The 21,281-nt window shown below is 69.1% G+C and carries 19 protein-coding genes and 5 tRNA genes; 8 read left to right on the top strand and 16 right to left on the bottom strand.

Features of this window, described 5'->3' with window-relative positions:
- Positions 1 to 94: 94 nt before the first annotated feature.
- The gene (locus OHS58_RS10405; protein WP_326950045.1) at positions 95 to 2,203 is read left to right on the top strand and encodes an elongation factor G-like protein EF-G2; all 2,109 of its coding nucleotides are present in this window, start codon (positions 95 to 97) and stop codon (positions 2,201 to 2,203) included.
- Between the two features lie 76 nt (positions 2,204 to 2,279).
- Here the strand turns inward: OHS58_RS10405 and OHS58_RS10400 are convergent, their stop codons facing one another.
- The 13 genes from OHS58_RS10400 to OHS58_RS10340 form a co-directional block, all read right to left on the bottom strand.
- Entirely contained in the window at positions 2,280 to 2,789 is a 510-nt protein-coding gene (locus tag OHS58_RS10400) for an XdhC family protein (protein ID WP_328648070.1), read from the bottom strand.
- Between the two features lie 19 nt (positions 2,790 to 2,808).
- The gene (locus tag OHS58_RS10395) at positions 2,809 to 3,075 is read right to left on the bottom strand and encodes a hypothetical protein (protein ID WP_326950047.1); all 267 of its coding nucleotides are present in this window, start codon (positions 3,073 to 3,075) and stop codon (positions 2,809 to 2,811) included.
- Between the two features lie 32 nt (positions 3,076 to 3,107).
- On the bottom strand, positions 3,108 to 3,338 hold the full coding sequence (locus OHS58_RS10390) for a hypothetical protein (RefSeq protein WP_328648069.1): 231 nt from the start codon (positions 3,336 to 3,338) through the stop codon (positions 3,108 to 3,110).
- A gap of 4 nt (positions 3,339 to 3,342) precedes the next feature.
- Positions 3,343 to 3,825 carry an NUDIX hydrolase gene (locus OHS58_RS10385; RefSeq protein WP_247052277.1) on the bottom strand — a complete coding sequence of 161 codons (483 nt, stop codon included), beginning with the start codon at positions 3,823 to 3,825 and terminating at the stop codon, positions 3,343 to 3,345.
- Positions 3,822 to 4,967: a glycosyltransferase family 4 protein gene (locus OHS58_RS10380; RefSeq protein ID WP_328649789.1), complete on the bottom strand. Its 1,146-nt coding sequence runs from the start codon at positions 4,965 to 4,967 to the stop codon at positions 3,822 to 3,824. The genes OHS58_RS10385 and OHS58_RS10380 overlap by 4 nt, the downstream gene beginning before the upstream one ends.
- A gap of 18 nt (positions 4,968 to 4,985) precedes the next feature.
- A complete protein-coding gene (locus tag OHS58_RS10375) occupies positions 4,986 to 5,903 on the bottom strand; it encodes a phosphatidylinositol mannoside acyltransferase (protein ID WP_326950049.1) in 918 nt (305 codons plus the stop codon).
- Positions 5,900 to 6,526, bottom strand: coding sequence for a phosphatidylinositol phosphate synthase (gene pgsA, locus OHS58_RS10370; RefSeq protein WP_247052279.1), 627 nt, complete (start codon positions 6,524 to 6,526; stop codon positions 5,900 to 5,902). The genes OHS58_RS10375 and pgsA overlap by 4 nt, the downstream gene beginning before the upstream one ends.
- A gap of 89 nt (positions 6,527 to 6,615) precedes the next feature.
- Entirely contained in the window at positions 6,616 to 7,146 is a 531-nt protein-coding gene (locus OHS58_RS10365; RefSeq protein WP_247052280.1) for a MarR family winged helix-turn-helix transcriptional regulator, read from the bottom strand.
- Between the two features lie 53 nt (positions 7,147 to 7,199).
- Complete coding sequence (locus OHS58_RS10360; RefSeq protein WP_328648068.1) at positions 7,200 to 7,754, bottom strand: HIT family protein; 555 nt, start codon at positions 7,752 to 7,754, stop codon at positions 7,200 to 7,202.
- Positions 7,751 to 9,778: a threonine--tRNA ligase gene (gene thrS / locus OHS58_RS10355; RefSeq protein ID WP_326950051.1), complete on the bottom strand. Its 2,028-nt coding sequence runs from the start codon at positions 9,776 to 9,778 to the stop codon at positions 7,751 to 7,753. Before thrS ends, OHS58_RS10360 begins: the two co-directional genes overlap by 4 nt.
- 139 nt (positions 9,779 to 9,917) lie before the next feature.
- Positions 9,918 to 10,532, bottom strand: a complete 615-nt coding sequence (locus OHS58_RS10350; protein WP_326952957.1) for a malonic semialdehyde reductase — start codon at positions 10,530 to 10,532, stop codon at positions 9,918 to 9,920.
- 183 nt (positions 10,533 to 10,715) lie between these two features.
- Positions 10,716 to 12,245 carry a sugar transferase gene (locus tag OHS58_RS10345; protein ID WP_328648067.1) on the bottom strand — a complete coding sequence of 510 codons (1,530 nt, stop codon included), beginning with the start codon at positions 12,243 to 12,245 and terminating at the stop codon, positions 10,716 to 10,718.
- A 906-nt stretch (positions 12,246 to 13,151) separates the two neighbouring features.
- A tRNA-Val gene (locus OHS58_RS10340) sits at positions 13,152 to 13,223 on the bottom strand.
- 394 nt (positions 13,224 to 13,617) lie between these two features.
- On the opposite strand from OHS58_RS10340, the gene OHS58_RS10335 reads away from it, so the two are divergent.
- From OHS58_RS10335 to OHS58_RS10320, 4 genes are all read left to right on the top strand, one after another.
- Positions 13,618 to 14,043, top strand: a complete 426-nt coding sequence (locus OHS58_RS10335) for an SsgA family sporulation/cell division regulator (protein ID WP_033293569.1) — start codon at positions 13,618 to 13,620, stop codon at positions 14,041 to 14,043.
- A 124-nt stretch (positions 14,044 to 14,167) separates the two neighbouring features.
- Positions 14,168 to 14,240 (top strand) — tRNA-Gly (locus tag OHS58_RS10330).
- 25 nt (positions 14,241 to 14,265) lie between these two features.
- Positions 14,266 to 14,336, top strand: a tRNA-Cys gene (locus tag OHS58_RS10325).
- A 1-nt stretch (position 14,337) separates the two neighbouring features.
- Positions 14,338 to 14,412: transfer RNA gene (locus OHS58_RS10320), tRNA-Val, on the top strand.
- A 50-nt stretch (positions 14,413 to 14,462) separates the two neighbouring features.
- Here OHS58_RS10320 and OHS58_RS10315 read toward each other — a convergent pair.
- Both OHS58_RS10315 and OHS58_RS10310 read right to left on the bottom strand, forming a co-directional pair.
- Entirely contained in the window at positions 14,463 to 15,647 is a 1,185-nt protein-coding gene (locus OHS58_RS10315; protein ID WP_328649788.1) for a tyrosine-type recombinase/integrase, read from the bottom strand.
- 192 nt (positions 15,648 to 15,839) lie between these two features.
- A complete protein-coding gene (locus OHS58_RS10310) occupies positions 15,840 to 16,178 on the bottom strand; it encodes a helix-turn-helix domain-containing protein (RefSeq protein WP_328648066.1) in 339 nt (112 codons plus the stop codon).
- A gap of 223 nt (positions 16,179 to 16,401) precedes the next feature.
- On the opposite strand from OHS58_RS10310, the gene OHS58_RS10305 reads away from it, so the two are divergent.
- Positions 16,402 to 16,833: a histone-like nucleoid-structuring protein Lsr2 gene (locus tag OHS58_RS10305; RefSeq protein ID WP_328648065.1), complete on the top strand. Its 432-nt coding sequence runs from the start codon at positions 16,402 to 16,404 to the stop codon at positions 16,831 to 16,833.
- 627 nt (positions 16,834 to 17,460) lie between these two features.
- Here the strand turns inward: OHS58_RS10305 and OHS58_RS10300 are convergent.
- Positions 17,461 to 18,819, bottom strand: a complete 1,359-nt coding sequence (locus OHS58_RS10300) for a nucleotidyl transferase AbiEii/AbiGii toxin family protein (protein WP_328648064.1) — start codon at positions 18,817 to 18,819, stop codon at positions 17,461 to 17,463.
- Positions 18,820 to 19,311: 492 nt separating this feature from the next.
- Here OHS58_RS10300 and OHS58_RS10295 point away from each other — a divergent pair, with 492 nt between their 5' ends.
- Positions 19,312 to 20,283, top strand: coding sequence for a hypothetical protein (locus tag OHS58_RS10295; RefSeq protein WP_328648063.1), 972 nt, complete (start codon positions 19,312 to 19,314; stop codon positions 20,281 to 20,283).
- A gap of 680 nt (positions 20,284 to 20,963) precedes the next feature.
- Positions 20,964 to 21,039, top strand: a tRNA-OTHER gene (locus OHS58_RS10290).
- Positions 21,040 to 21,281: the final 242 nt, after the last annotated feature.

The raw sequence follows: 21,281 nt of genomic DNA, 5'->3' as shown, positions 1-21,281 counted from the left end.
GCTGGTCCCGGGACCCGTGCCTTGCCGTGACCAGGGTAGCGGGTGTGTGATCGAGGACACATCTCGTACGTCCGCCGTTCGCCGAGGAGCCGTCATGGCCGACCGACAAGCCAAGAACGCCGACACCGGGGCCGCCGTCGCTGTGAACGACCCCGCCAAGGTCCGCAACGTGGTGCTAGTCGGCCCGTCGGGCTCGGGGAAGACGACCCTCACCGAGGCCCTGCTGGCCGCGTCCGGCACGGTGTCGCGCGCCGGCTCGGTGGTCGACGGGACGACGGTGTGCGACCACGACCCGGCGGCGGTCCGCCAGCAGCGTTCGGTCGGCCTTTCGGTGGCGCCGGTGCTGCACCAGGGCCACAAGATCAACCTGATCGACACCCCCGGGTACGCGGACTTCGTGGGCGAGCTGCGGGCCGGGCTGCGCGCGGCCGACGCGGCACTGTTCGTCGTCTGCGCGGCCGAAGGGGTCGACGCGGCGACCGTCGCGGTGTGGGAGGAGTGCGCCGCCGTCGGCATGCCGCGCGCGGTCGTCGTCTCCCGGCTCGACCACCACCGGGCGGACCCGATGGCCGAGATCGCCGCCTGCCAGGCCGCCTTCGGCGCCGGCGTGCTGCCGCTCTACCTGCCCGCGGCCGACGGCCTCGTCGGGCTCATCACCCAGCGGTACTTCGACTACTCCGGCGGGCATCCGCCGAAACTCGGCGAACCCGACCCGGCCGACCTCGAACGGCTGGCCGAGGCCCGCAACGAGCTCATCGAAGGGATCATCGCCGAGAGCGAGGACGAAACCCTGATGGAGCGCTACCTCGGCGGCGAGGAGATCGCCGAGGAGACGCTGATCGCCGACCTGGAGACGGCCGTCGCGCGCGGCACCTTCCACCCGGTCATCCCGGTCTGCTCGACCACCGGCACCGGCCTGGCCGAGGTGCTGGACGGCATCGTCCGGGCGTTTCCCTCCCCGCTCGAACACGCCCCGCCCGACGTCACCACGCCCGACGGCGACCCGCACGCCGGGCTGACCGCCGACCCCGCGGGCCCCCTCGCCGCGGAGGTCGTCCGGACGGCCGTCGACTCCTACGTCGGGCGCGTCTCCCTCGTCCGGGTGTTCTCCGGGACGCTGCGGCCCGAGCGGCCGGTGCACGTGTCCGGGCACGGCCTCGCCGAGCGCGGGCACGAGGACCACGACGCCGACGAGCGCGTCGCGCACCTCTACTCCCCGCTCGGCGCGAACCTGCGCGAGGTGCCCTACTGCGTCGCGGGCGACCTCTGCGCGCTGACGAAGGTCGGTTCGGCGGAGACCGGCGACACCGTGTCGTCCCCCGAAGAGCCGTTGCTGATGGAACCCTGGACGATGCCGGAGCCGTTGCTGCCGGTGGCCGTCGTCGCCAAGACCCGCAGCGACGAGGACACCCTCGCCCGCAACCTGTCCCGGCTCGTCGCCGGCGACCCGACACTACGGCTGGACCGCAACGCCGAGACCGCCCAGCTGGTGCTGTGGTGCATGGGCGAGGCGCACTCCGACGTCGTGCTGTCCCGGCTGCGCGCGGGCGGCGCGGACGTCGACACGGAGCCGGTGAAGGTCAGCCTGCGCTCGACGTTCGGCAAGCTCGCCAAGGGCCACGGCCGGCACGTGAAGCAGTCCGGCGGCCACGGCCAGTTCGCCGTCTGCGACATCGAGGTCGAGCCGCTGCCGCGCGGTGGCGGGTTCCAGTTCGTCGACAAGGTCGTCGGCGGCTCGGTGCCGCACCAGTTCATCCCGAGCGTCGAGAAGGGCGTGCGGGCCCAGCTGCAACGCGGGCTCGGCGACGGGCACCCGGTGGTCGACATCAAGGTGACACTCGTCGACGGGAAGGCGCACAGCGTCGACTCCTCCGACGCGGCGTTCCAGACGGCCGGCGCGCTGGCCCTGCGGGAGGCCGCGGCGAACGGGCACATCACGATGCTCGAGCCCCTGGAGGAGGTGGCGATCCGGCTGCCGGACGAGCACCTCGGCACGGTGCTCGGCGACCTGTCGTCCCGCCGGGGCCGGGTGCTGGGCACGGAAGCCGGCGACGGCGGCCGGACGATGATCAAGGCCGAGGTCCCGGCGACCGAGCTGCTGCGCTACCTCATCGACCTGCGCTCGATGACCTCGGGCACGGCGACGTTCAGCCGTCACCACGCCCGCTTCGAGCCGATGCCGGAAGGCATGGCGGTCCACTAGCCGGGTCTGCCGCGGCCGGTCGTGAGTGTTTAGGGCGGTTCTAACCGCCCTAAACACTCACGACGGGTCTGGGCGCTCAGAAGTCGAAGCCGCCCGGGCGGTTGTTGCGGTCGGCCAGCAGGCCGGCGAGCGTGGCGATCGCGATCTCCGGTGGCGTGCGCGAGCCGATGTTCAGGCCGACCGGGCGGTGCACGCGGGCGATCTCGGCGTCCGGCACGCCGAGGCCGCGCAGCGCGGCCAGGTGCGGGCCGGGGTGGCGCGGGTTGCCGAGCACGCCGATCCAGCGCGGCTTCTCCTCGAGCGCCGCCTTGAGCACCGCGCCGAGCTCCGGCCGGTGGTGGTCGGTGACGACGACGTCGGCGGACCCGTCGAGCGGCGGGAACGTCGTCGCGGCCTCGAACCCGTCCGGGACGTCGGTCGCGCGCGCCGCGTCCGGGTCGACCAGCGCGACGTGGAACCCGAGGTCCCGCGCGAACTTCAGCAGGTACCGCGACACCGGCGAGGCGAAGACGGCCACCAGGGTCCGCACGCCGGAGTCCGGTTCGGCGGCGCCGTGGGCGACTTCACAGGCCTCGGGTTCACTCATGCCGCCATTGTGCCCCCGCTCAGCGCACTTCCTCGCCCAGCGAGACCCGGAACTGGTACGTGTCCGTCTTGCCCTTGACGAGCACCAGGTACCCGCCGGCCACGCGCAGCACCGTCCGGCCCTGCGGCGACCACGGCCGCGCCGGCCGGTGCTGCTTGGCCAGCAGGTACGCCTCGTCCTCCGCGCTCTCGCGGTCGGGGTAGCGCTCCGCCTCCGCGACCGACCAGCCCCGGGCGTCCCCGGCGCCGCCCTGCTCCTCGACGACCACCCACCAGATCGAACTCATGCCCCTTCGACGCGGGCGGGCGCCGATCCGTTTCAGATCTCTTCGCCCACCGTCAGCCGGAAGTGGAACGTCGAGGTGCGGCCGTCGACGATCACCAGGTAGCCGCCCGCGACCCGCAGCACCCGCCGCGACTTCGGCGACCACGGGTAGGCGGGCTGGTACTCGCGGGCGAGCCGCAGCGCCTCGGCCTCCGCGGTCGCCTGGTCGGCGCTCCGGCCCTCACCGGTGCCGCGCTGTTCCTCGACGACGACCCACCAGCTCACGGCGTCAGACCTCCGGCTCGGCGAACTCGAAGTACTCCGGCACCGGCGCGGTCCCGGCCAGCCGGAAGTAGCGGACCTTCCGGCGCCGCCGCAGCCGCAGGGTGTCGCGGACGGCGTCGTTGTGGACGCGCCGCGCGATGATCACCCGGTGCTCGGCGTCGGTCAGCTCCTCGGCCAGCTCGGGCAGCAGGCCCGCCCGGTCGACGCGGCTCAGCTCCCGGGTCAGCTCGTTCTCCTCCGTCTCGCGATCGGGCCGGGGCGCCGCTTCGGCGCGTTCGGCCGACGTCCGCAGCTCCGCGTCGCCCAGCACCACGGCGACCGCCCGGGCCACCACCGCGCGGCGGGCCAGCGCCGCGTCGAGGGCCGCCCAGCCCGCGTCCATCCGGACGTGCAGCCGGTCGAGCCGGTTCGCCGTCGCGACCAGGAACAGCCCGCCGAGCACGACGATCACCGCGAGCACCGGCAGCAGCCAGCCGAGCACGCTCACCGGGCGAACTCCCGCTCCGGCGCCGCGACGCGCCGCGGGTCGGCGGCGACGGCCGTCTCGTAGACGCGCAGCACCTGCGTGGCCACCACGGACCAGTCGAACATGGTGACGCGCTCCCCCGCCGCCGCGGCCAGCGACGCCCGGCGCGCGGGGTCGCCGAGCAGCTCGCGCAGCCCGTCGGCCAGCGCGCCCGGGTCGCCGGTCTCGACGAGCATCCCGGCCCGGCCGTCGTCGAGCACCCGGCGGAACGAGTCGAGGCCGCTCGCCAGCACCGGCGTGCCCGCGGCCATCGCCTCGGTGAGGATCATCCCGAAGCTCTCGCCGCCGGTGTTGGGCGCGCAGTAGACGTCGACGCTGCGCAGGGCCTGGGCCTTGACCGCGTCGGTGGCCTGGCCGAGCAGCTCCAGGTGCGGCGCCAGCTCGGGACCGGCGTCGCGGCGCAGCTGGTCCTCGTCACCGCGGCCGACGACCACCAGCCGCAGGTCCTCGAACTCCGGCAGGATCCGCCGCAGCGCCTCCAGCAGCACGCCCATGCCCTTGCGGGGCTCGCCGAACCGGCCGACGAACCCGACCGTGCCGCCGGCCCGCGGGTAGCCCGGCAACGGCATCGCTGAGGAGAAGAACTCGACGTCGACGCCGTTGGGGACCTCGACGGCGTCACCGCCCGCGTGCTCCACCTGGACCCGGCGGGCCAGCGCGGACACCGCGATCCGCGCGGTGATCTTCTCCAGCAGCGGCCGCAGCACGGGCTGGAACGCCGAGAGGGTGCGCGACCGGGTCGTCGCGGTGTGGAAGGTCGCGACGATCGGGCCGTCGGCGATGAGCAGCGCCAGCAGCGACAGGCTCGGCGCGGCGGGCTCGTGCAGGTGCAGGACGTCGAAGTCGCCTTCGCGGATCCAGCGGCGCACGCGGGCGTAGGACACCGGGCCGAACTGCAGCCGGGCGACCGAGCCGTTGTACCGGATCCCGAGGGCCTTGCCGGCCGGGTGCACGAACTCGGGCAGGTCCGCGTCGTCGTCGGCGGGCGCGAGCACGGAGACCTGGTGCCCACGCGAGATCAGCGCCTTCGTCAGGTCGATCACGTGCCCCTGGACGCCGCCGGGCACGTCGAAGGAGTAGGGGCACACGATCCCGATCCGCATCGGTCGCGCGGTCACGGCTCAGCTCGCTTCTTCGAGGCTGCCCGGCTCGGCGGCCTCCATGTCCGCGGGCCAGAACTTCTGCACCATGTGCCAGTCGGCGGGGTGCGCGGCGATGTCGCCGGCGAAGATGTCGGCCAGCGCCTGCGTCGCGGCCGGGACCTCGGCCCGCGCGGTGACGCGGATGCGCGGGTGCAGCCGGACCTGCCAGCCGTCCTCGGTGAACCAGCAGCCCGCCGGGATCAGCGCGGCGCCGGTCGTCGCGGCCAGCCGCGCCGGGCCGCCGGGCATCCGGGCCGGCTCGCCGAAGAACTTCACGGGGATGCCGTTGTCGGTCAGGTCGCGGTCACCGACCAGGCAGACGGCCTTGTTCTCGCGCAGCCGCTTGAGCAGCACGCGCATCGCGGAGCTGTCGCCGGTCAGCGGGACGATCTCGAACCCGAGCGACTCGCGGTAGGAGGCGAACCGGCGGTAGAGCGACTCGGGCTTCAGACGCTCGGCGACGGTCGTGAACCCGCCGAGGTAGTCGGCCAGCCAGACGCCGGCGATATCCCAGTTGCCGCTGTGCGGCAGCGCCATCACGGCGCCGTTGCCCTCGGCGAGAGCCGCGTCGAGGTTCTCGACGCCGGTGATCGAGGCCGCGACCTTGCCGCTGACCTGCTTCTGGTCCATCGACGGCAGCCGGAACGTCTCGTGCCAGTAGCGGGCGTACGAGCGCATCGCGCGCCGGGTCAGCTCGTCCAGCTCGGCCGGGTCGGCCTGCGGCACCACGCGGGCGAGGTTCGTGCGCAGCTGCCGCACGCCCCCGGCGTCACGGCGGACGGCGAGGTCCGCCCCCAGCGAGAACACGGTGCCGCCGAACCCGGCGGGCAGCCAGCCGGCCAGCCGCCACGCGGCGGCGTACCCGAACTCGCTGAGCCTGCCGGACACCTTGCTCATACCGGCTGCTCCCCGGCGGCGGCCTCACGGGCCGCTTTCGCCACACCGGCGAAGCGCTGCAGCAGCGTGATGACCGACAGCACGGCCAGCAGCCAGAGCGAGATGTCCACGGTCCACGGCACGCCGAGGCCGTGCAGCCCGGTGCCGACCAGCGCGATGATGAGCCGCTCGGCGCGTTCGACGAGACCGCCGTCGACCGGCAGGCCGGACGCGTCGGCGCGGGCCTTGACGTAGGAGATGACCTGGGCGAGGACCAGGCACAGCAGGGCCGCCGCGGCGGCGGGGTGGTTGTCGTCGACCACGAAGCACCACCAGGCGATCGCGGCGAACAGCGCGCCGTCGACCAGCCTGTCGCAGGTGGCGTCGAGCACTGCCCCGAACGGGGTGCCGTAGCCGCGGGCCCGGGCCATGGCGCCGTCGAGCAGGTCGAGCATGGCGAAGCCCCACACCGTGAAGGTGCCCCACAGCAGGAAGCCGTTCGGGAAGAAGACCAGGGCACAGGCGATCGCGCCGGCGGTGCCGAGCACGGTCATCGCGTTCGGGGTCAGCCCGGCGCGGACCAGCGCCTGGCCGATCGGATCGGTGACGCGGGAAACTGAGGCACGCGCGAAGATATTGAGCATCGGTTCGTCTGAGGCACCTGGCTACGAGGGTCGGGTGGGCGATGGCAGCCTATCGACCCGCCCCGGTGAACCCGACGCGCCGCCCCGCGTCAGCCCGATTTCGGCAGCCGGACGACCTCGCCCGGGTACTCGCGAGCTTCTTCGGCGGCCTGCGCCGCGGCGCATTTCGGCGACAGCCCGTTGCGGATCGCGGCGCTGATCTCGCCCAGCGCGGCCACCTGCTCCGGCGTCAGCGGGTCGAACAGGCTCTCCCGGACGGCCTCGACGTGCCCGGGGGCCGCGGCTTCGAGGGCGGCGAAGCCTTCCTTCGTCAGGACGGCCCACGCGCCGCGCTTGTCGGTCGGGCAGGCCTCGCGGCGGACCCAGCCGTTGGCCTCCAGGCGCGCGACGGCGTGCGAGAGCCGGCTGCGCGACGCCTGGCGCGCGTCGGCGAGCTCACTCATCCGCAGCCGGCGGCCGGGCGCCTCCGACAGCGAGACGAGCACCTCGTAGTAGGTGTGGGGCATGCCCGAGTCGTGCTGGAGCTGAGCCTCGAGGTGCGCGCTGAGCATGCGCGTGGCCAGGTTGAATTCACGCCAGACGCGCTGCTCGTCGTCACTGAGCCATCGAGTATCGGACATACCCCCAGCATACCCCTGGTTGAACCCTCAACCAGGGGTTGCCGGTTACGGGTTCACCAGGCGTCGGCCAGCAGGTCGCGCGTCTCGCCCAGCAGCTGCGGGAGCACCTTCGTCTGGCCGATCACCGGCATGAAGTTCGCGTCGCCGCCCCAGCGCGGCACCAGGTGCTGGTGCAGGTGCGCGGCGATCCCGGCGCCCGCGATGACGCCCTGGTTCAGCCCGATGTTGAACCCGTGCGCACCCGACACCTCGCGGATCACCTTCATCGCGTGCTGGGTGTACTCCGCGACCTCGCGCGTCTCCTCCGGCGTCAGGTCGGTGTAGTCCGCGACGTGCCGGTAGGGCACCACCATCAGGTGCCCCGGGTTGTACGGGTAGAGGTTCAGCACCGCGTACACGACCTCGCCGCGCGCGACGATCAAGCCGGTCTTGTCGTCCATCGCCGGGATCCGGCAGAACGGGCAGCCGGGCTCCTCGTCGCCGTCCGGCTTGTCGTGGCCCTTGATGTAGGCCATCCGGTGCGGGGTCCAGAGGCGGTGGAACGTGTCCTGGACCCCGACGCCCTGCTGCTCGACGAGGTCGGGACCGGCTTCGGGACCGTCGCTCACCGGACGACCGCCGCCAGCGCGTCGGCCGAGGGCGACGCGTTCTCGCGGCCCTCGATCCAGCCGGCGATGGCGGCGACGGCGTCGGCCACCGGCACCCCGTTGATCTGCCCGCCGTCGCGGAAGCGGAACGACACCGCGCCCGCCTCGACGTCCTTCGCGCCGGCCAGCAGCATGAAGGGCACCTTCTGCGTGGTGTGCGTGCGGATCTTCTTCTGCATCCGGTCGTCGCTGGCGTCGACCTCGGCGCGGATCCCCTTGGCGCGCAACGCCTTCTCGACGTCACGCAGGAAGCCGACCTGGTCGGCGGTGATCGGGATGCCGACCACCTGCACCGGCGCCAGCCACGCCGGGAACGCGCCCGCGTAGTGCTCGGTCAGCACGCCGAAGAAGCGCTCGATCGAGCCGAACAGCGCGCGGTGGATCATCACCGGCGTCTGCCGGGTGCCGTCCGGCGCCGTGTACTCCAGCTCGAAGCGCTTGTTCTGGTTGAAGTCCAGCTGGATGGTCGACATCTGCCAGGTGCGCCCGATGGCGTCCTTGGCCTGCACCGAGATCTTCGGGCCGTAGAAGGCCGCGCCGCCCGGGTCCGGGACCAGCTCGAGGCCGGAGTCGACGGCGGCCTGCCGCAGCGTCTCGGTGGCCTCCTCCCACTCCCAGTCCTCGCCGATGAACTTCGCCGAGTCGCCGCGGGTGGACAGCTCGAGGTAGAAGTCGGAGAGGCCGTAGTCGGCCAGCAGGTCGAGCACGAACTTCAGCAGCGACCGGAGCTCGCCCGGCATCTGCTCCTTGGTGCAGTAGATGTGCGAGTCGTCCATCGTCAGGCCGCGCACGCGGGTCAGGCCGTGCACCACGCCCGACTTCTCGTAGCGGTACACCGTGCCGAACTCGAACAGCCGCAGCGGCAGCTCGCGGTAGGACCGCCCGCGCGAGCGGAAGATCAGGTTGTGCATCGGGCAGTTCATGGCCTTGAGGTAGTAGTTCTCCTCGTCGAACTGCACCGGCGGGAACATGGTGTCCGCGTAGTAGGGCAGGTGGCCGGAGGTGTGGAACAGCTCGCCCTTGCTGATGTGCGGGGTGTTCACGAACTCGTAGCCGGCCTCCTCGTGGCGGCGGCGCGAGTAGTTCTCCAGCTCCCGGCGGATGATGCCGCCCTTGGGGTGGAACACCGGCAGGCCGGAGCCGATCTCCTCCGGGAAGGAGAACAGGTCCAGCTCGGCGCCGAGCTTGCGGTGGTCGCGGCGCTCGGCCTCGGCGATGCGCTCGAGGTGGGCGTCCTGCGCCTCGGCCGACTCCCACGCCGTGCCGTAGATCCGCTGCAGCTGCGGGTTCTTCTCGCTCCCCCGCCAGTACGCGGCGGCGACGCGGGTCAGCTTGAACGCGGGGATGAACTTGGTGGTCGGCACGTGCGGACCACGGCAGAGGTCACTCCAGACACGTTCCTTGGTGCGCGGGTCGAGGTTGTCGTAGATGGTGAGCTCGCCCTCGCCCACCTCCATCACCTCGGAGGTGTCCACTTCGGACTTGAGGTCGACCAGCTCGAGCTTGAACGGCTCGTCCGCCAGTTCCTTCTTCGCCTCGTCCACGGAGTCGAAAACGCGCCGCGAGAACTGCTGGGCGCCCTTCACGATCTGCTTCATGCGCTTTTCGAGCGCCTGCAGGTCTTCCGGGGTGAACGGGGTTTCGACGGCGAAGTCGTAGTAGAAACCGTCCTTCACCGGCGGGCCGATACCGAGCTTGGCCTGCGGGAACTGCTGCTGCACGGCCTGGGCGAGCACGTGCGCGGCCGAATGGCGGATGACGCTGCGGCCGTCCTCGGTGTTCGCGGCGACCGGCTCGACCTCGGCGTCGGCTTCCGGGGCCCAGGCGAGGTCGCGCAGCTTGCCCTCGGCGTCGCGCACGACGACGACCGTGTCCGCGCCCTTGGTCGGCAGGCCCGCTTCGCGGACCGCCGACCCCGCCGTAGTGCCCGCCGGTACCACCACGCGGGAGGCGGCCACGGGGGAAACGGGGGACGGCTGCGACACGATCGGCTCCTCGAACTGGAGTGACAAAGACGACTCCGACGATGCTAGTCGGCGGCCGGTCCGCGCCTCACCCGCGTCCGGGAATGCCGGACGGGCCGCCTCCACGCCGGAGGCGGCCCGCCCGATCGGGTTAGTCAGTTCAGAGGGTCTCGACGACCTGGTCGAAGTCGAGCCGCGGCAAACGGTCGAACCACGGGTTCTCGCCGGGCTTGCCGACGTTGACGACGACCAGCGAGCGCAGCGGCTTGCCGTCGAAGAACTCCTTGTCGACACCGGCGGCGTCGAAACCGGTCATCGGGCCGGCGGCCAGCCCGGCGGCGCGGACGCCGATGATGAAGTAGCCGACCTGCAGCAGCGAGTTCAGCTTGGCGAACTCGACGCGGCCGTCCTCGTCCGAGAAGCTGTCCTTCGCTCCCGGGGCGTGCGGGAAGACCTGCGGCAGGTTCTCGTGGAAGTCGACGTCGGCGGCGAGCACGACGGTCAGCGGCGCGGCCTCGGTCTTGCCGCGGTTGCCCGGGGCCATGTGCGGCAGCAGGCGGGCCCTCGCCTCGGCGGTCCGGAGCACCAGCACGCGCAGCGGCTGGGTGTTCTTCGACGTCGGGGCCCACTTGACGAGGTCGTAGATCGCGCGGACCTGCTCGTCGGTCACCGGCTCGGAGCTGAAGCTGTTCGCCGTGCGCGCCTCGCGGAACAGCAGGTTCTGGACGTCCGCGGGCAGCTCGAGGGCCTGGTCCTGCTCGGCAAAGGTGGTCATGCGCGGGTTCCTTCCGTGGGTGGGTCACCCCGTCCAACCTGATTGAGCGTTGAACTATTTCGCGCTCGGCCCTCCCGCGCCGGTGAAGTGGATCACCAAACCCGGGAACAGGCACGGCCGCCGATCCCCCGCGGCGGGGATCGGCGGCCGTGGCGCGGAAAGCGCGGTGGTAAACCGGACGGGTCAGTAGGCGCCCTGACCGCCCATCACCGCGCGGAACGTCTTCCAGAGGATCACCAGGTCCAGCGCGAGGGACCAGTCCTCGACGTAGCGCAGGTCGAGCCGGATGCTCTCGGCCCAGGTGAGGTCGGAGCGCCCGCTCACCTGCCAGAGCCCGGTCAGGCCCGGCTTCACGAGCAGCCGGCGGCGCGCGTCCGGCGCGTACTGCGCGGTCTCCTCCGGCAGCGGCGGACGGGGCCCGACGAGCGACATCTTCCCGGAGACGACGTTGAACAACTGGGGCAGCTCGTCGAGCGAATACCGGCGCAGCAAACCACCCACACGGGTGATACGCGGATCCCGTTTCATCTTGAACAACGGGCCCGCGCCCTCGTTCTCGGCCTGGAGCTTTTTGCGGATCTCGTCGGCGTTCGTCACCATCGTCCGGAACTTCAGCATGGTGAACACGGCGCCGTCACGACCGACGCGGTGCTGGCGGTAGATCACCGGGCCGCGGTCGTTCAGCTTGATCGCGACGGCGATCGCGAGCAGCAGCGGGGACATCATCGTGAGCAGGAACGCCGAGCCGGCGCGGTCCACGATCTCCTTCACCACGCGGCGCCCGCCGGTGAACATCGGCGCGGTGACCCGCAGCAGCGGCATCCCCAGCACCCCGGTGACGTTCAGCCGGGGCCCGGCCACCTCCATCAGCACGGGCGCCACGACCATCTCGGCGCCGGTGCCCTCCATGTCCCAGGCCAGGCGCTGCAGGCGCTTCGGGCTCCAGTACTGGTCCGCGGTGATCGCGACGACGCGGTAGCCGCCGCGGCGCACGTGCCGGGACAGCTCCTCCAGCCGCCCGACCACCGGGACGCCGTCGATCTCCCCGCTGTCGCGGTCGGCGCCGTGCCCGGTGAACGTGCAGGCCGCCTCGACGCGCCACCCGACGTGGACCTCGGACCGCGTGCGGGCGATGAGGTCCGCGACGGTCTCGGGGCTGCCCGCGGCCATCACCGGCAGCAGGCAGAGTCCCTTGGCGCGCTTGCGGTGCAGCACCTGGCGCAGCAGGTAGCGCTGCGGGAACGCGACGAGCGCGATCGCCGGGACGACGACGAACACCCAGACCTGGACCTCGAGCGCGCCGAACAGCAGCCCGCCCAGCGCCACGAGGACGGCCGCGGTGATGAAGCCCCGGCCCAGGGTGCGGTACTCCTCCGCTCCTTCGCCGAGCACGCGCGGGCTCCACGCCCGGCTCACCGGCAGGGAGACGAAGATCGCGAGGATCGTGCCGAACGCGTGCATGTCGTGCGGAGCCACGCGGTCGATGACGAACGCGCTGATCGCGATCACCAGCAGCGTCACGAAGACGTCGCTGCCGATGACCCAGGCTCTGTATCTGGCCTCCCAGGCCGCCGGTAGCGCCTTGGGCGACGGGGTGCCGGCCGGTTCTATGGCCGGGGCCCCGTCCCGCTTGGCGGGTCGCGGGATGGCTTGGAGGTCGATGTGCGGCGGTGGCTGGGCCACCGTGTACGAAGGCCGCACCGACTCTTCCATCAGACCTCCCGGAAACAGGAATCGGAGTTGTAACCGCGGGCACACTGCGTCACCGAGAGTGATTTCGGAGAGTGATGGCAAACTCGGTGGTCGCGCTGGGGCCGCGGAAGCTTCACAAGGCAAGGTATCGGCGACTCTCTCAGCATCGTTACAACGATTTCGAGCCACATGCTGTGCGTCTTCCCCGCCAGAAAATGGCCGCAAGATAACAAGATGATGACGATGGGTAATAGCGCGTATCCCGAGGAAAACTACGCAATGTAGCCAAAAATGCGATACCCGCACCCGGGTGGACGCCGCCCGCCCGAACGGCCGAGTGGCCGGCGGAATCCACTGTGGACATCGCGAGGGACTGGCGGTCCACAATGGATCGAACGGCGCCGTGCCGGGCCCGGGCGGTCCGCCGGGTGATCACGCGGTGACGTTCGTCGCCAAGTCGTCACTCGTGCCGGTTTCCGTCACGGATCACCCTGCGCGAGCGGACCACGGCCCGAACGCGGCCGAGCCGGTGATCCACCGGCTGCGCACCGTGACCACGCGGTCACAGCGGGACGGCCCGGCGCGATCGCGCCGCCGTCGCGTGCCGAGGATCACACCACCACCTCCCAGCGTGGCCCGGTTCGACAGAAAGCCACCGACACGGCAGCTTCCGGAAGAAAGTCCCACCGGGCCCGCGACACCGGGCCCGAAGCTCTGTTGACAGCTCATACGGCGCAGTCGCGGGGACAGTTCACTCCGGATCGCACGCCTACCCGCACGGGGGATGGCCGCACTCCGGAGGCCACCGCGAAAAGTGACCACACGCTGGAGGTCCGGGACCCGCCTCAGCGGAGCGCGGTCGCCACCGGACACAACGAGAAGAGCCCCGCCTGCGTTTCCGCAAACAGGGCTCTTCCGCGATTCGGGTGGGCGATACTGGGATCGAACCAGTGACCTCTTCGGTGTGAACGAAGCGCTCTCCCCCTGAGCTAATCGCCCGCTCGGGGTGTTGGGGGTAACTGTAGCGCACGACTTCAGAACGCCTGCAAACGGGTGGTCCTGAGCGACCACACTCCGCTTACCGACGAGTACGGAACGAACAACCCCGAGCTAACCGGGGTTGTGAGGCCCGGGGGCCGCCCGACACGACGTTCGACATCCGTGCGACGGTGCTACCACGCGGCGATCAAACCGCGCAGTATGGACAGGTGGGACCCTCGCGGGCGCGTCCGTCGTACTGCGTGCCGCGGGTGAACCACGGACGACAGACAGGGGCCGATGCGCCCGGACGGGTGATCTGCGGCTTACCCGCGACGGAATCGGCCTCCCGGTGCGTCCCAGTGGTGACGCCCTCGGCCAGGCCGGGCCGGGAAGGGAGACGAGGGGTAGGACGATGCGCAACGATCACGTGACGCTCCGCTCGACGGCGGTCTTCGACCTGCTGGCGCCGCGGACGCCCGCGGTTCCGGTGAAGGTGGAGCTGCGCTACGACACACGCGACCCGTACGCGGTCGTCGCCGCCTTCCGCACCGGCCGCGCCGGCTGGGTCGAGTGGGTGTACGCCCGCGACCTCCTCGCGGACGGCCTCCTGGCCGACGCGGGCGACGGCGACGTCCGCATCCGACCGTCGGTCGAGGACCCGGAATCGGTGCTCATCGAGCTGAACTCGCCGTCCGGGCACGCCATGTTCGAGGCGTCCGCCCAGGAGCTGGCCGACTTCCTCGACCGCACCTACGACGTCGTGCTGCCGGGCAACGAGCACCTGTGGGTGGACGTCGACGACGCCCTGACCCACCTCATCCCGCACGATCTGGCCTGATCACGGCGCCGCAACGGCCAAGTGACACCCCGGTGTCAAAGCCGTTTGCGGGGTTCGATATGGTTTTTGCACACCACGGCGACGGGGTGAGGCGCACAGCCTCAAGGACCCGAAGCTGCGGAGTGCGGATGTAGCGCAGCTGGTAGCGCATCACCTTGCCAAGGTGAGGGTCGCGGGTTCGAATCCCGTCATCCGCTCGGTAGGCTTCTCGAGGCCTGGCACGGTGGAGTGGCCGAGAGGCGAGGCAACGGCCTGCAAAGCCGTGTACACGGGTTCGAATCCCGTCTCCACCTCGCGCGATTAGCTCAGCGGGAGAGCGCTTCCCTGACACGGAAGAGGTCACTGGTTCAATCCCAGTATCGCGCACCACCTGAAACTGCAGGTCTGAAGCCCTGTCCCTCCCCGGAGGGGCAGGGCTTCTACTCGTCAGTCGGCGATAATCCGGCGACGGCACCCAGCGCCGGGATGGCCCTCCCGGACCGCAGGTGCGGGAACCAGGACACCAGCTTCGCCCGCTCCCCCGGATACAGCGACGCCAGCGACCGCAGCCAGCGCTCCTCCAGGACGTCCAGGATCTGATTCACCATCGCCGGCGTCACGTGGTCGTAGACGCGGGCGATGCCCTTCATCTTCTGGCCCAGCCGCGCCCGCCGGGCGACCTCCGGGATTCCGTCTTCGGTCAGCCACGTCGCGTGCGTGTGCCGTCCTTCGTGGAACGTAAACGTCGGCAGGATCGGCGGCCGCCGCTCCCCCGCACCGGCGTCGTCCAGCTCGACGCCGTCCCATGCCGGTCGCCAGAACCGGATCCGGAAGTTCGACCGCCGCCACGGGTGCCCCTCGGGCGTGCACATCACGAACGGCTCTCGATGTGAGTCCATCAGCTCTTCGTAGAGCACCGCGATCCCCGGCGGCAACGCCACGAACCGAGTCCCGGCAGGGGTTTTGGTTCGTCCTTTCTTCGGCCGGGAGTTCCCACGCCTCGTCGGTGGCCGGTTCCGACCTTCCGAATGGTGATGATCATCACTCTTCCGGCCTCCTTTGTAGACCTTCCCTGCCACCTCCTTCAGCGGCGTCCGGATCTCGATGCCACGCTTCTCAGAGTCGTACTCGTGCCGCTGCTGCCCGACGAGTTCACCCCATCGGGCACCGGTATAGAAATCCATCAGGCACAGCACGAACCCCGACATCCCCAGACCCTGCTGACCCTGCTCATAAAGCCGTATCGCGGCCCGCAGCGCCTGCGCCGGCGTGGCCACCAACCGCTCAGCGTCGAACTCACCCTTCGACACGCGGACGCCGTTGCACGGGTTGGCCGGGATCATCCGAGCCCGCACGGCGCCATTGAGGATCGTCGAGAACAAAGCGAAGTACGAGGACACCGACGACTCGGCATAGTCGTCATGCAACTCAGAAAGCCACCGCTCGATCTCGACGTACCCGTTGAAGATCGCGATCAGCGGCCACGCCTTCCACTGCGGAAGCAGCTGGCGGTCGAGGAACGACCGGTACTTCGCGACCGTGTTCAGCTCCAGCCGCGGAGCCACCGCACCGAGCCACTCCTCGGCGAAGTCCTCGAACTGGGTTTCGCCATCACGCGGGTCCAGCCACAGGTTCCGGCGGATCAGCGCTTCCTGCTCAAGGCCCCAATCCTGAGCCGCCTTCTCGGTGGGGAACCCTGATTTGCTCCCCCACGTCCCGTCGGGACGCTTGTACCGGGCACGCCACTCCCCCGTGCCGGGGCATTCCTGGCCATAGGCCATCCTTCGCTCCTCTTCTTCTCTGTTACTCCGCCCGCCTCACGCGGCGCGGAAGTCCTGGGCAACGTCCGCAACGGACACCCGCCGCCGGGCCGGGTTCACCGGCGCGGCGCTGAGCCGCACGATCTCGGTCACGTCGTCCCGGGTGAATCGGTAGTGTTTGCCGAACCGGCGATGCGGCAGCACCCCGACGGCGGCCTGGTCCTTCAACATCCTCGGCGACAGCTGCAGCAGCTCCCCGGCCTCTTCCGCGGTCAACAACGCATCCGGATCCGCCGGCGCCTCCGGCGCGGTCGCGCGGACCGCCGCCGCAAGCTCCCGGATCGCAGCAGCGACCGCACCACCACCTGCGCCCCCATGGTCACGTTCGACACCCATCACATACTCCAATTCCTCATCAAGTAATCGAGTCAAATCAGGGAAGTGTTCGCCGCAGCACATGCCTATCCATGCCTACATGATCGCCGATGGTCAATAGTTTCTCTAAAGAACCTCAAAGAGACTCGTCAACGCGCAGACCCGCTGTTGCCACAGGTTTTACGAACGCTACTATTCGGCCGATCGATCACACGAATCAGCGACCGAACGAAAGGTTCCAGAGATGGCCAAGAAGGTCACCATCGAGATATTCGACGACACAGACGGCAGTCAGGCGGAGCAGACCGTCCCCTTCGGACTCGACGGCGTTTCGTACGAGATCGACCTGTCCATCCCGAACTCCGACGGTTTGCGTGAAGCGCTGGCGCCCTACGTGTTGGCCGCCCGCCGAACCGGAGGACGCCGCATCAAGGTCGCGGTCGGCCAGCCGACCGACAGCACCAAAGAACAGTCCCAGCAGACCGCCAACTACTCGGCGGCTCACGACATCCGTTCATGGGCCCAGGAAAACGGCTACGAGGTGGCCGATCGCGGGCGGATCCCCACTTCAGTAGTCGACGCATACCACGCATCTCGCGAAGACGACACTTCGAGGACCTCCCGCAAACCCCGACTCCGATCGAGCTCGAAGCGAGGTACCAGGAATAGCAAGTGACGATCGGTCTCATAACGAAGACGTTCAGCAAGAATCGAAGAGTCATCGGCTCCATCCTCAGGTAGCGGACCGGCGCCTGACTCTGCACCGGTGACGCCTCTAACTCCGGAAGTACGCTCGGTTGGAGACAAGCTATTCAGTATATTTCTCGCAGGCTGAGCACCTCGCCACGCGGAACTGCACGATCAGGCGGCGGCACCCAGCGGCGGGCGCATCCACTCACCAAGACAGCTAGGTTGCCCTTCCGCGCGAAAGCAACCGGGGACGGCCGTCATCTTGCCGACTACAGCCAGGCACGCACGCGCCCGCGGTCCAGCGCGTCGCGCGACAGGGTCTTCGCCGCCGAGGGGATCAAGCTGCGCATACCCGCCCAGCCGAGCACCACTCCATCGCGCCAGCCCAGCGTCTCGACGAGGCGGAACTCGACGCCTGCCCGAGCCGTTCCTCGAACCACCGCCGCTGCAGACCGCGATGGTCGTGCACAGCCGATTCGTGACGTCGGGCACGGCTGAGGATGTCGCGGTCCCCTCACAGATCGTCGGCGCAGGAGCATGGCCAGACTCGCATGCCTCAGCCGACGGCCCTCACTGCGTTGTCGATGTTCGATGGCAGGCAATCCAGCTGTGTTCAGATGCGGTGAGCTCGCCGTCCACGGCACGGGTTGCCATAGCTGTCGTTGTGAGGACGCATCACCGTCGAAGCCCCGGTCCGGTCGAACTCGCGTTGACAGGAAGCGCACCGGACCCTGTAACGGGCCTGTCGGTGCGGGCGCGCCATACCAGATCTTCCCGCGCGAGATCGCGGGGATGAGAATGTGGTGCGTTCGCCATATTCTCCGGCTTTGGCGAGTTCGATCTCGTACCGGGGCTCGAACGTGACGTCAGTCGTCTCCAGCGAGGTGATCTTCCAGTTGAACCAGCTCTTTATGCCCGGGCCTGAGCGACCGCCGGTCTGATCCCAGACGTAAAGGTACTCCTGCCCGGCCCCGCGCTTACTCCACTTGAAGGCCAGCGAATACGGCTCAACCAGTCGAGGTATCCCGTCGTAGGTAATGCGCAGCAGGGTCTGCGCCTGCCCGGCTTGCATGATGGGCGTGCGCAGCTCTGCGGGATAGAACGCGAGCTGGTTGCCCTCACCGCGCCGGAACGACGAGAACAGGGCCTGTAGCTCGTCGGTGAAAAGCTGGACTGCCGCGGTGAAGTCCATCCGGCTGGCCGCAGCGCAGACGATCTTTTTCCAGTACCGGCGCATGATTTCGAACGGCACCGCGAGCAGCAGTTTGAGCGCGGCCTGCGGGCTGGGCTCGAAGATGGTTTTGCGCAGGAACGTGGTCACGAACAGCGTTTTGTCGACAGCGATGTCGTTGTTGATGAAGATCGCGTAGACCAGATCGAACAGGTCGTTCGACGAGTGCCGTTGCAGCAGGCATTTAAGCTTGTCGGCCAGGGCCTCCTCGATGCTCACGACCGCGAGTGTGGTCGCGCAGTCGGCCTGGTCGGAGTAGGGGTGGATGAGGTTGCGTTGCTGAATCGGCAAGTACAGGCGTCCGAACTCGGTGACATCCATCCGGAGCGCGATCGTCATCGTGCTGGTCTTGCCGTAGAAGTTCTTGAAGTACAACGTGAACTTGTACACGGTCTTGCTACTGTCGATGCTGCGCTGACCGGTTTGCGCGTTGCGTCCGATGTCGAACTCGACGCCGGTACGGGCCTGGATCATCCGGCAAGCGTTGTTCAACACGTCAAGGAATTGGTCAGCGTCCAACCCGGTCGGGGCAGCGAAGTCAAGGTCACCGGAGAACCGGGTGTTGGCGAAGTAGCCCTTGCGAAACGCGTTGCCGCCCTTGAGGACGAGCCGGTCACCAGCGAGTGGGCTATCACCGTATAGACCGGCCAGCAGCCATCCGTACAGGTAGTCGCGCTGCACGTCAGCCGCATGAACTCCAAGGAACTCACAGGTTGCGTCGATCTCATCCCGGTCGATCACCCGGCGATTCTCCTGCCTGCGCTCCCGGTCCGCCATTCGATCACAGGCGGGTGTTGAGCGAGCACTACCGGGTGGGTGGTTCACCGCCGGGACCACTGCGGCCGGGGAGTCGGCGCCGTGGACTGTCGGTGACGAGCGTTACCGTGGGTGCCGACTCGCATGAAGGCGCAGGTCGGTGTGTGTTTACGGCAGCTTGCCGGAGGGATGTGGACAGGTGACAGGCCAGGAGTTGTTGTTCTCGCGGAGTTACCTGCGGACGTGGCTGGAGCAGCGGCACCGCGACGCGCTGGCCGAGGTGGAGCGAGTCAGCGCCGATGAAATCTTGGAGCGTCCGCACGAACAGATCTCCGAGGAAATCGTCGACCGCTATCGGGTGCCCGAACCCCGACTGGACCACGCCGGCGTCACCGGCAGCGTCACCGACCAGCAAGTCGACATCTCCCGCGACCCGATGCGCGTAGTGTCCAACCGGTCCGGTCCGGTCCGGTCTACGTGGCCGGCAGCCGGATCACTTACCGCGTGCCGTACGCGGGCCTGGTGGACGTGCTACGAATGCAGGCCAGCACCTCTTCGTTCAACCCACCGCAGGCCAGCATCACCAACGGGAGCATCAGCGTCTTCCAGGATGTCCCGGCCGACGTCCTGGAACGTGACCGCGGCAACATCGTCACCGCGCTGAAGGCCGAGATCGACAAGATCGAGACCTACCTCAAGTACAGCCGCAGCGATATCGCCACAGCGAACGAGCAGCTGCGCACGGGAGTACGCGGTGCGGCTGCAGCCCGCCGCACCAAGGTGCTGGCCGATCGGGAAACCGAAGCCATCCTCGGCGTCCCGCTACACCGCGACCAGGAGGCCGCGAAGACTTACCGGGTCCAGCCCGTCACCCGGCGACGGATCACACCGACGCGGCAAATACGGCCGCATCAGCCGTTCGCCCCGGAGCCCGCCATCACCCCTGAGGACTTCGCGTACATCATCGGCGACATCGTCGCGGCCACGCGCATGTTCGAGCGCCTTGCCGTCACCTACGCCGACCAGCGGGAAGAACGCTTGCGTGACCAGATTCTGACGGTGTTGCACAGCATCTACGGCGCGGCTACCGGGGAAACGTTCAGCAAACGCGGCAAGACCGACATCTACCTGCCCTGGGATGGCGGAGCGGTGTTCCTCGCCGAGTGCAAGTGGTGGTCCGGGCCGAAGAACTTCGCCGAGCACGACCTGCCGCAACTCCTGGACCGCTACATCACCTGGCGTGACACACACGCCGCGATGGTGGTGTTCATCCGCAACAAGAACGCCACCGCGGTCATCGCCGAGGCCGAGAACATCGTCCGCTCCCATCCTCGCTACCTGCGCGACGCCCACTCGATCAATGGCACACCGACGTTCGTGACGCACAAGGACGGCGACCGAGACCGCGAGATCACCCTGGCGCTTGTCACGGTCGCTATCCACGAGTGACATCCTCGCTTGATGACGAGGAGAGGCCGGAGAACTCGAAGAACATCACCCCGGCATCGACAGTCCCGACCTGCACCCGGAGGTCGCGGCGGCGTGGAAGCAGCGCGTGGGCCTGCTCCGGCTGGGTCCAGGAAGGGTCAGGACCGCTACAGCATCCTGTTTGCCGTCCGGGCGCTCTATCTCGAAATCACCCAGTGGGCGGTGGGGTGTCCGAGCTGGGCGCCGTGGGCGGTCCGCTGCTCGGACCGAGTTGATCTATAACCCCACGCTGAAGTTCGCCACTGACCTGCAGCTTGAGTGACCCGCCTTCGAGCGGAAGATTTCCCACGTTTGCGTGTTCAAAGGGGGGACTCGAACACGTGTTCGTAGCATCCCTGCGCAGGATGCGTGTTCATGCGACAAACCATAGCGCTGCACTGCGGCCGTACGCCGGCCGGCTCACGTCAGCGTCTGCCGAGGGCTACCAGTTCTTGGACGACGCCCGAGGTGACGCCATGACCGCCCGACCACCTATCACTGGCGGGATGACAACCCATACCCATGGCTAAGCCTCGACCACGCCGACGTTTCCCTCCAGCTCGTCGCCCGCGATGCGCATCCTTCGCCTTCACACTCCCCCTGAGGTCCGCCCGCAGTGCCCGAGCAACAAATTCCAAGGTCTCGTAGAGCCGCCACGTCGCGCCCCCGTAGCCCAACTGGCAGAGGCAACGGATTCAAACCCGTGTAGTGAGAGTTCGAATCTCTCCGGGGGCACCACCTCCGAACTGCGAAAACAGGCTTCTGGGCAGGCTCGATTGAAACGCCGTTCCAGTCCGGGATGTCCGGTTGTGTACGGCTGAAGCCGGTGGTCTGCGGCCAGTCGCGGTCTATTCGCGGTCTACTTTTTGGCGGATCCGAGGCCTCGGACGAGCGGCGAGCCGGCCGCCTGCCCGTCATCCGGCGAGCCGGAGACGACGGTAGCGGGCGGCTGCGTCCTGAACGGAGCGAAGGTGACGCTG

The organism is Amycolatopsis sp. NBC_00348 (assembly GCF_036114655.1).
GTDB lineage: Bacteria > Actinomycetota > Actinomycetes > Mycobacteriales > Pseudonocardiaceae > Amycolatopsis.
Note: the sequence above shows the minus strand (reverse complement) of the source record. Positions and strands in the feature narration are given on the sequence as shown.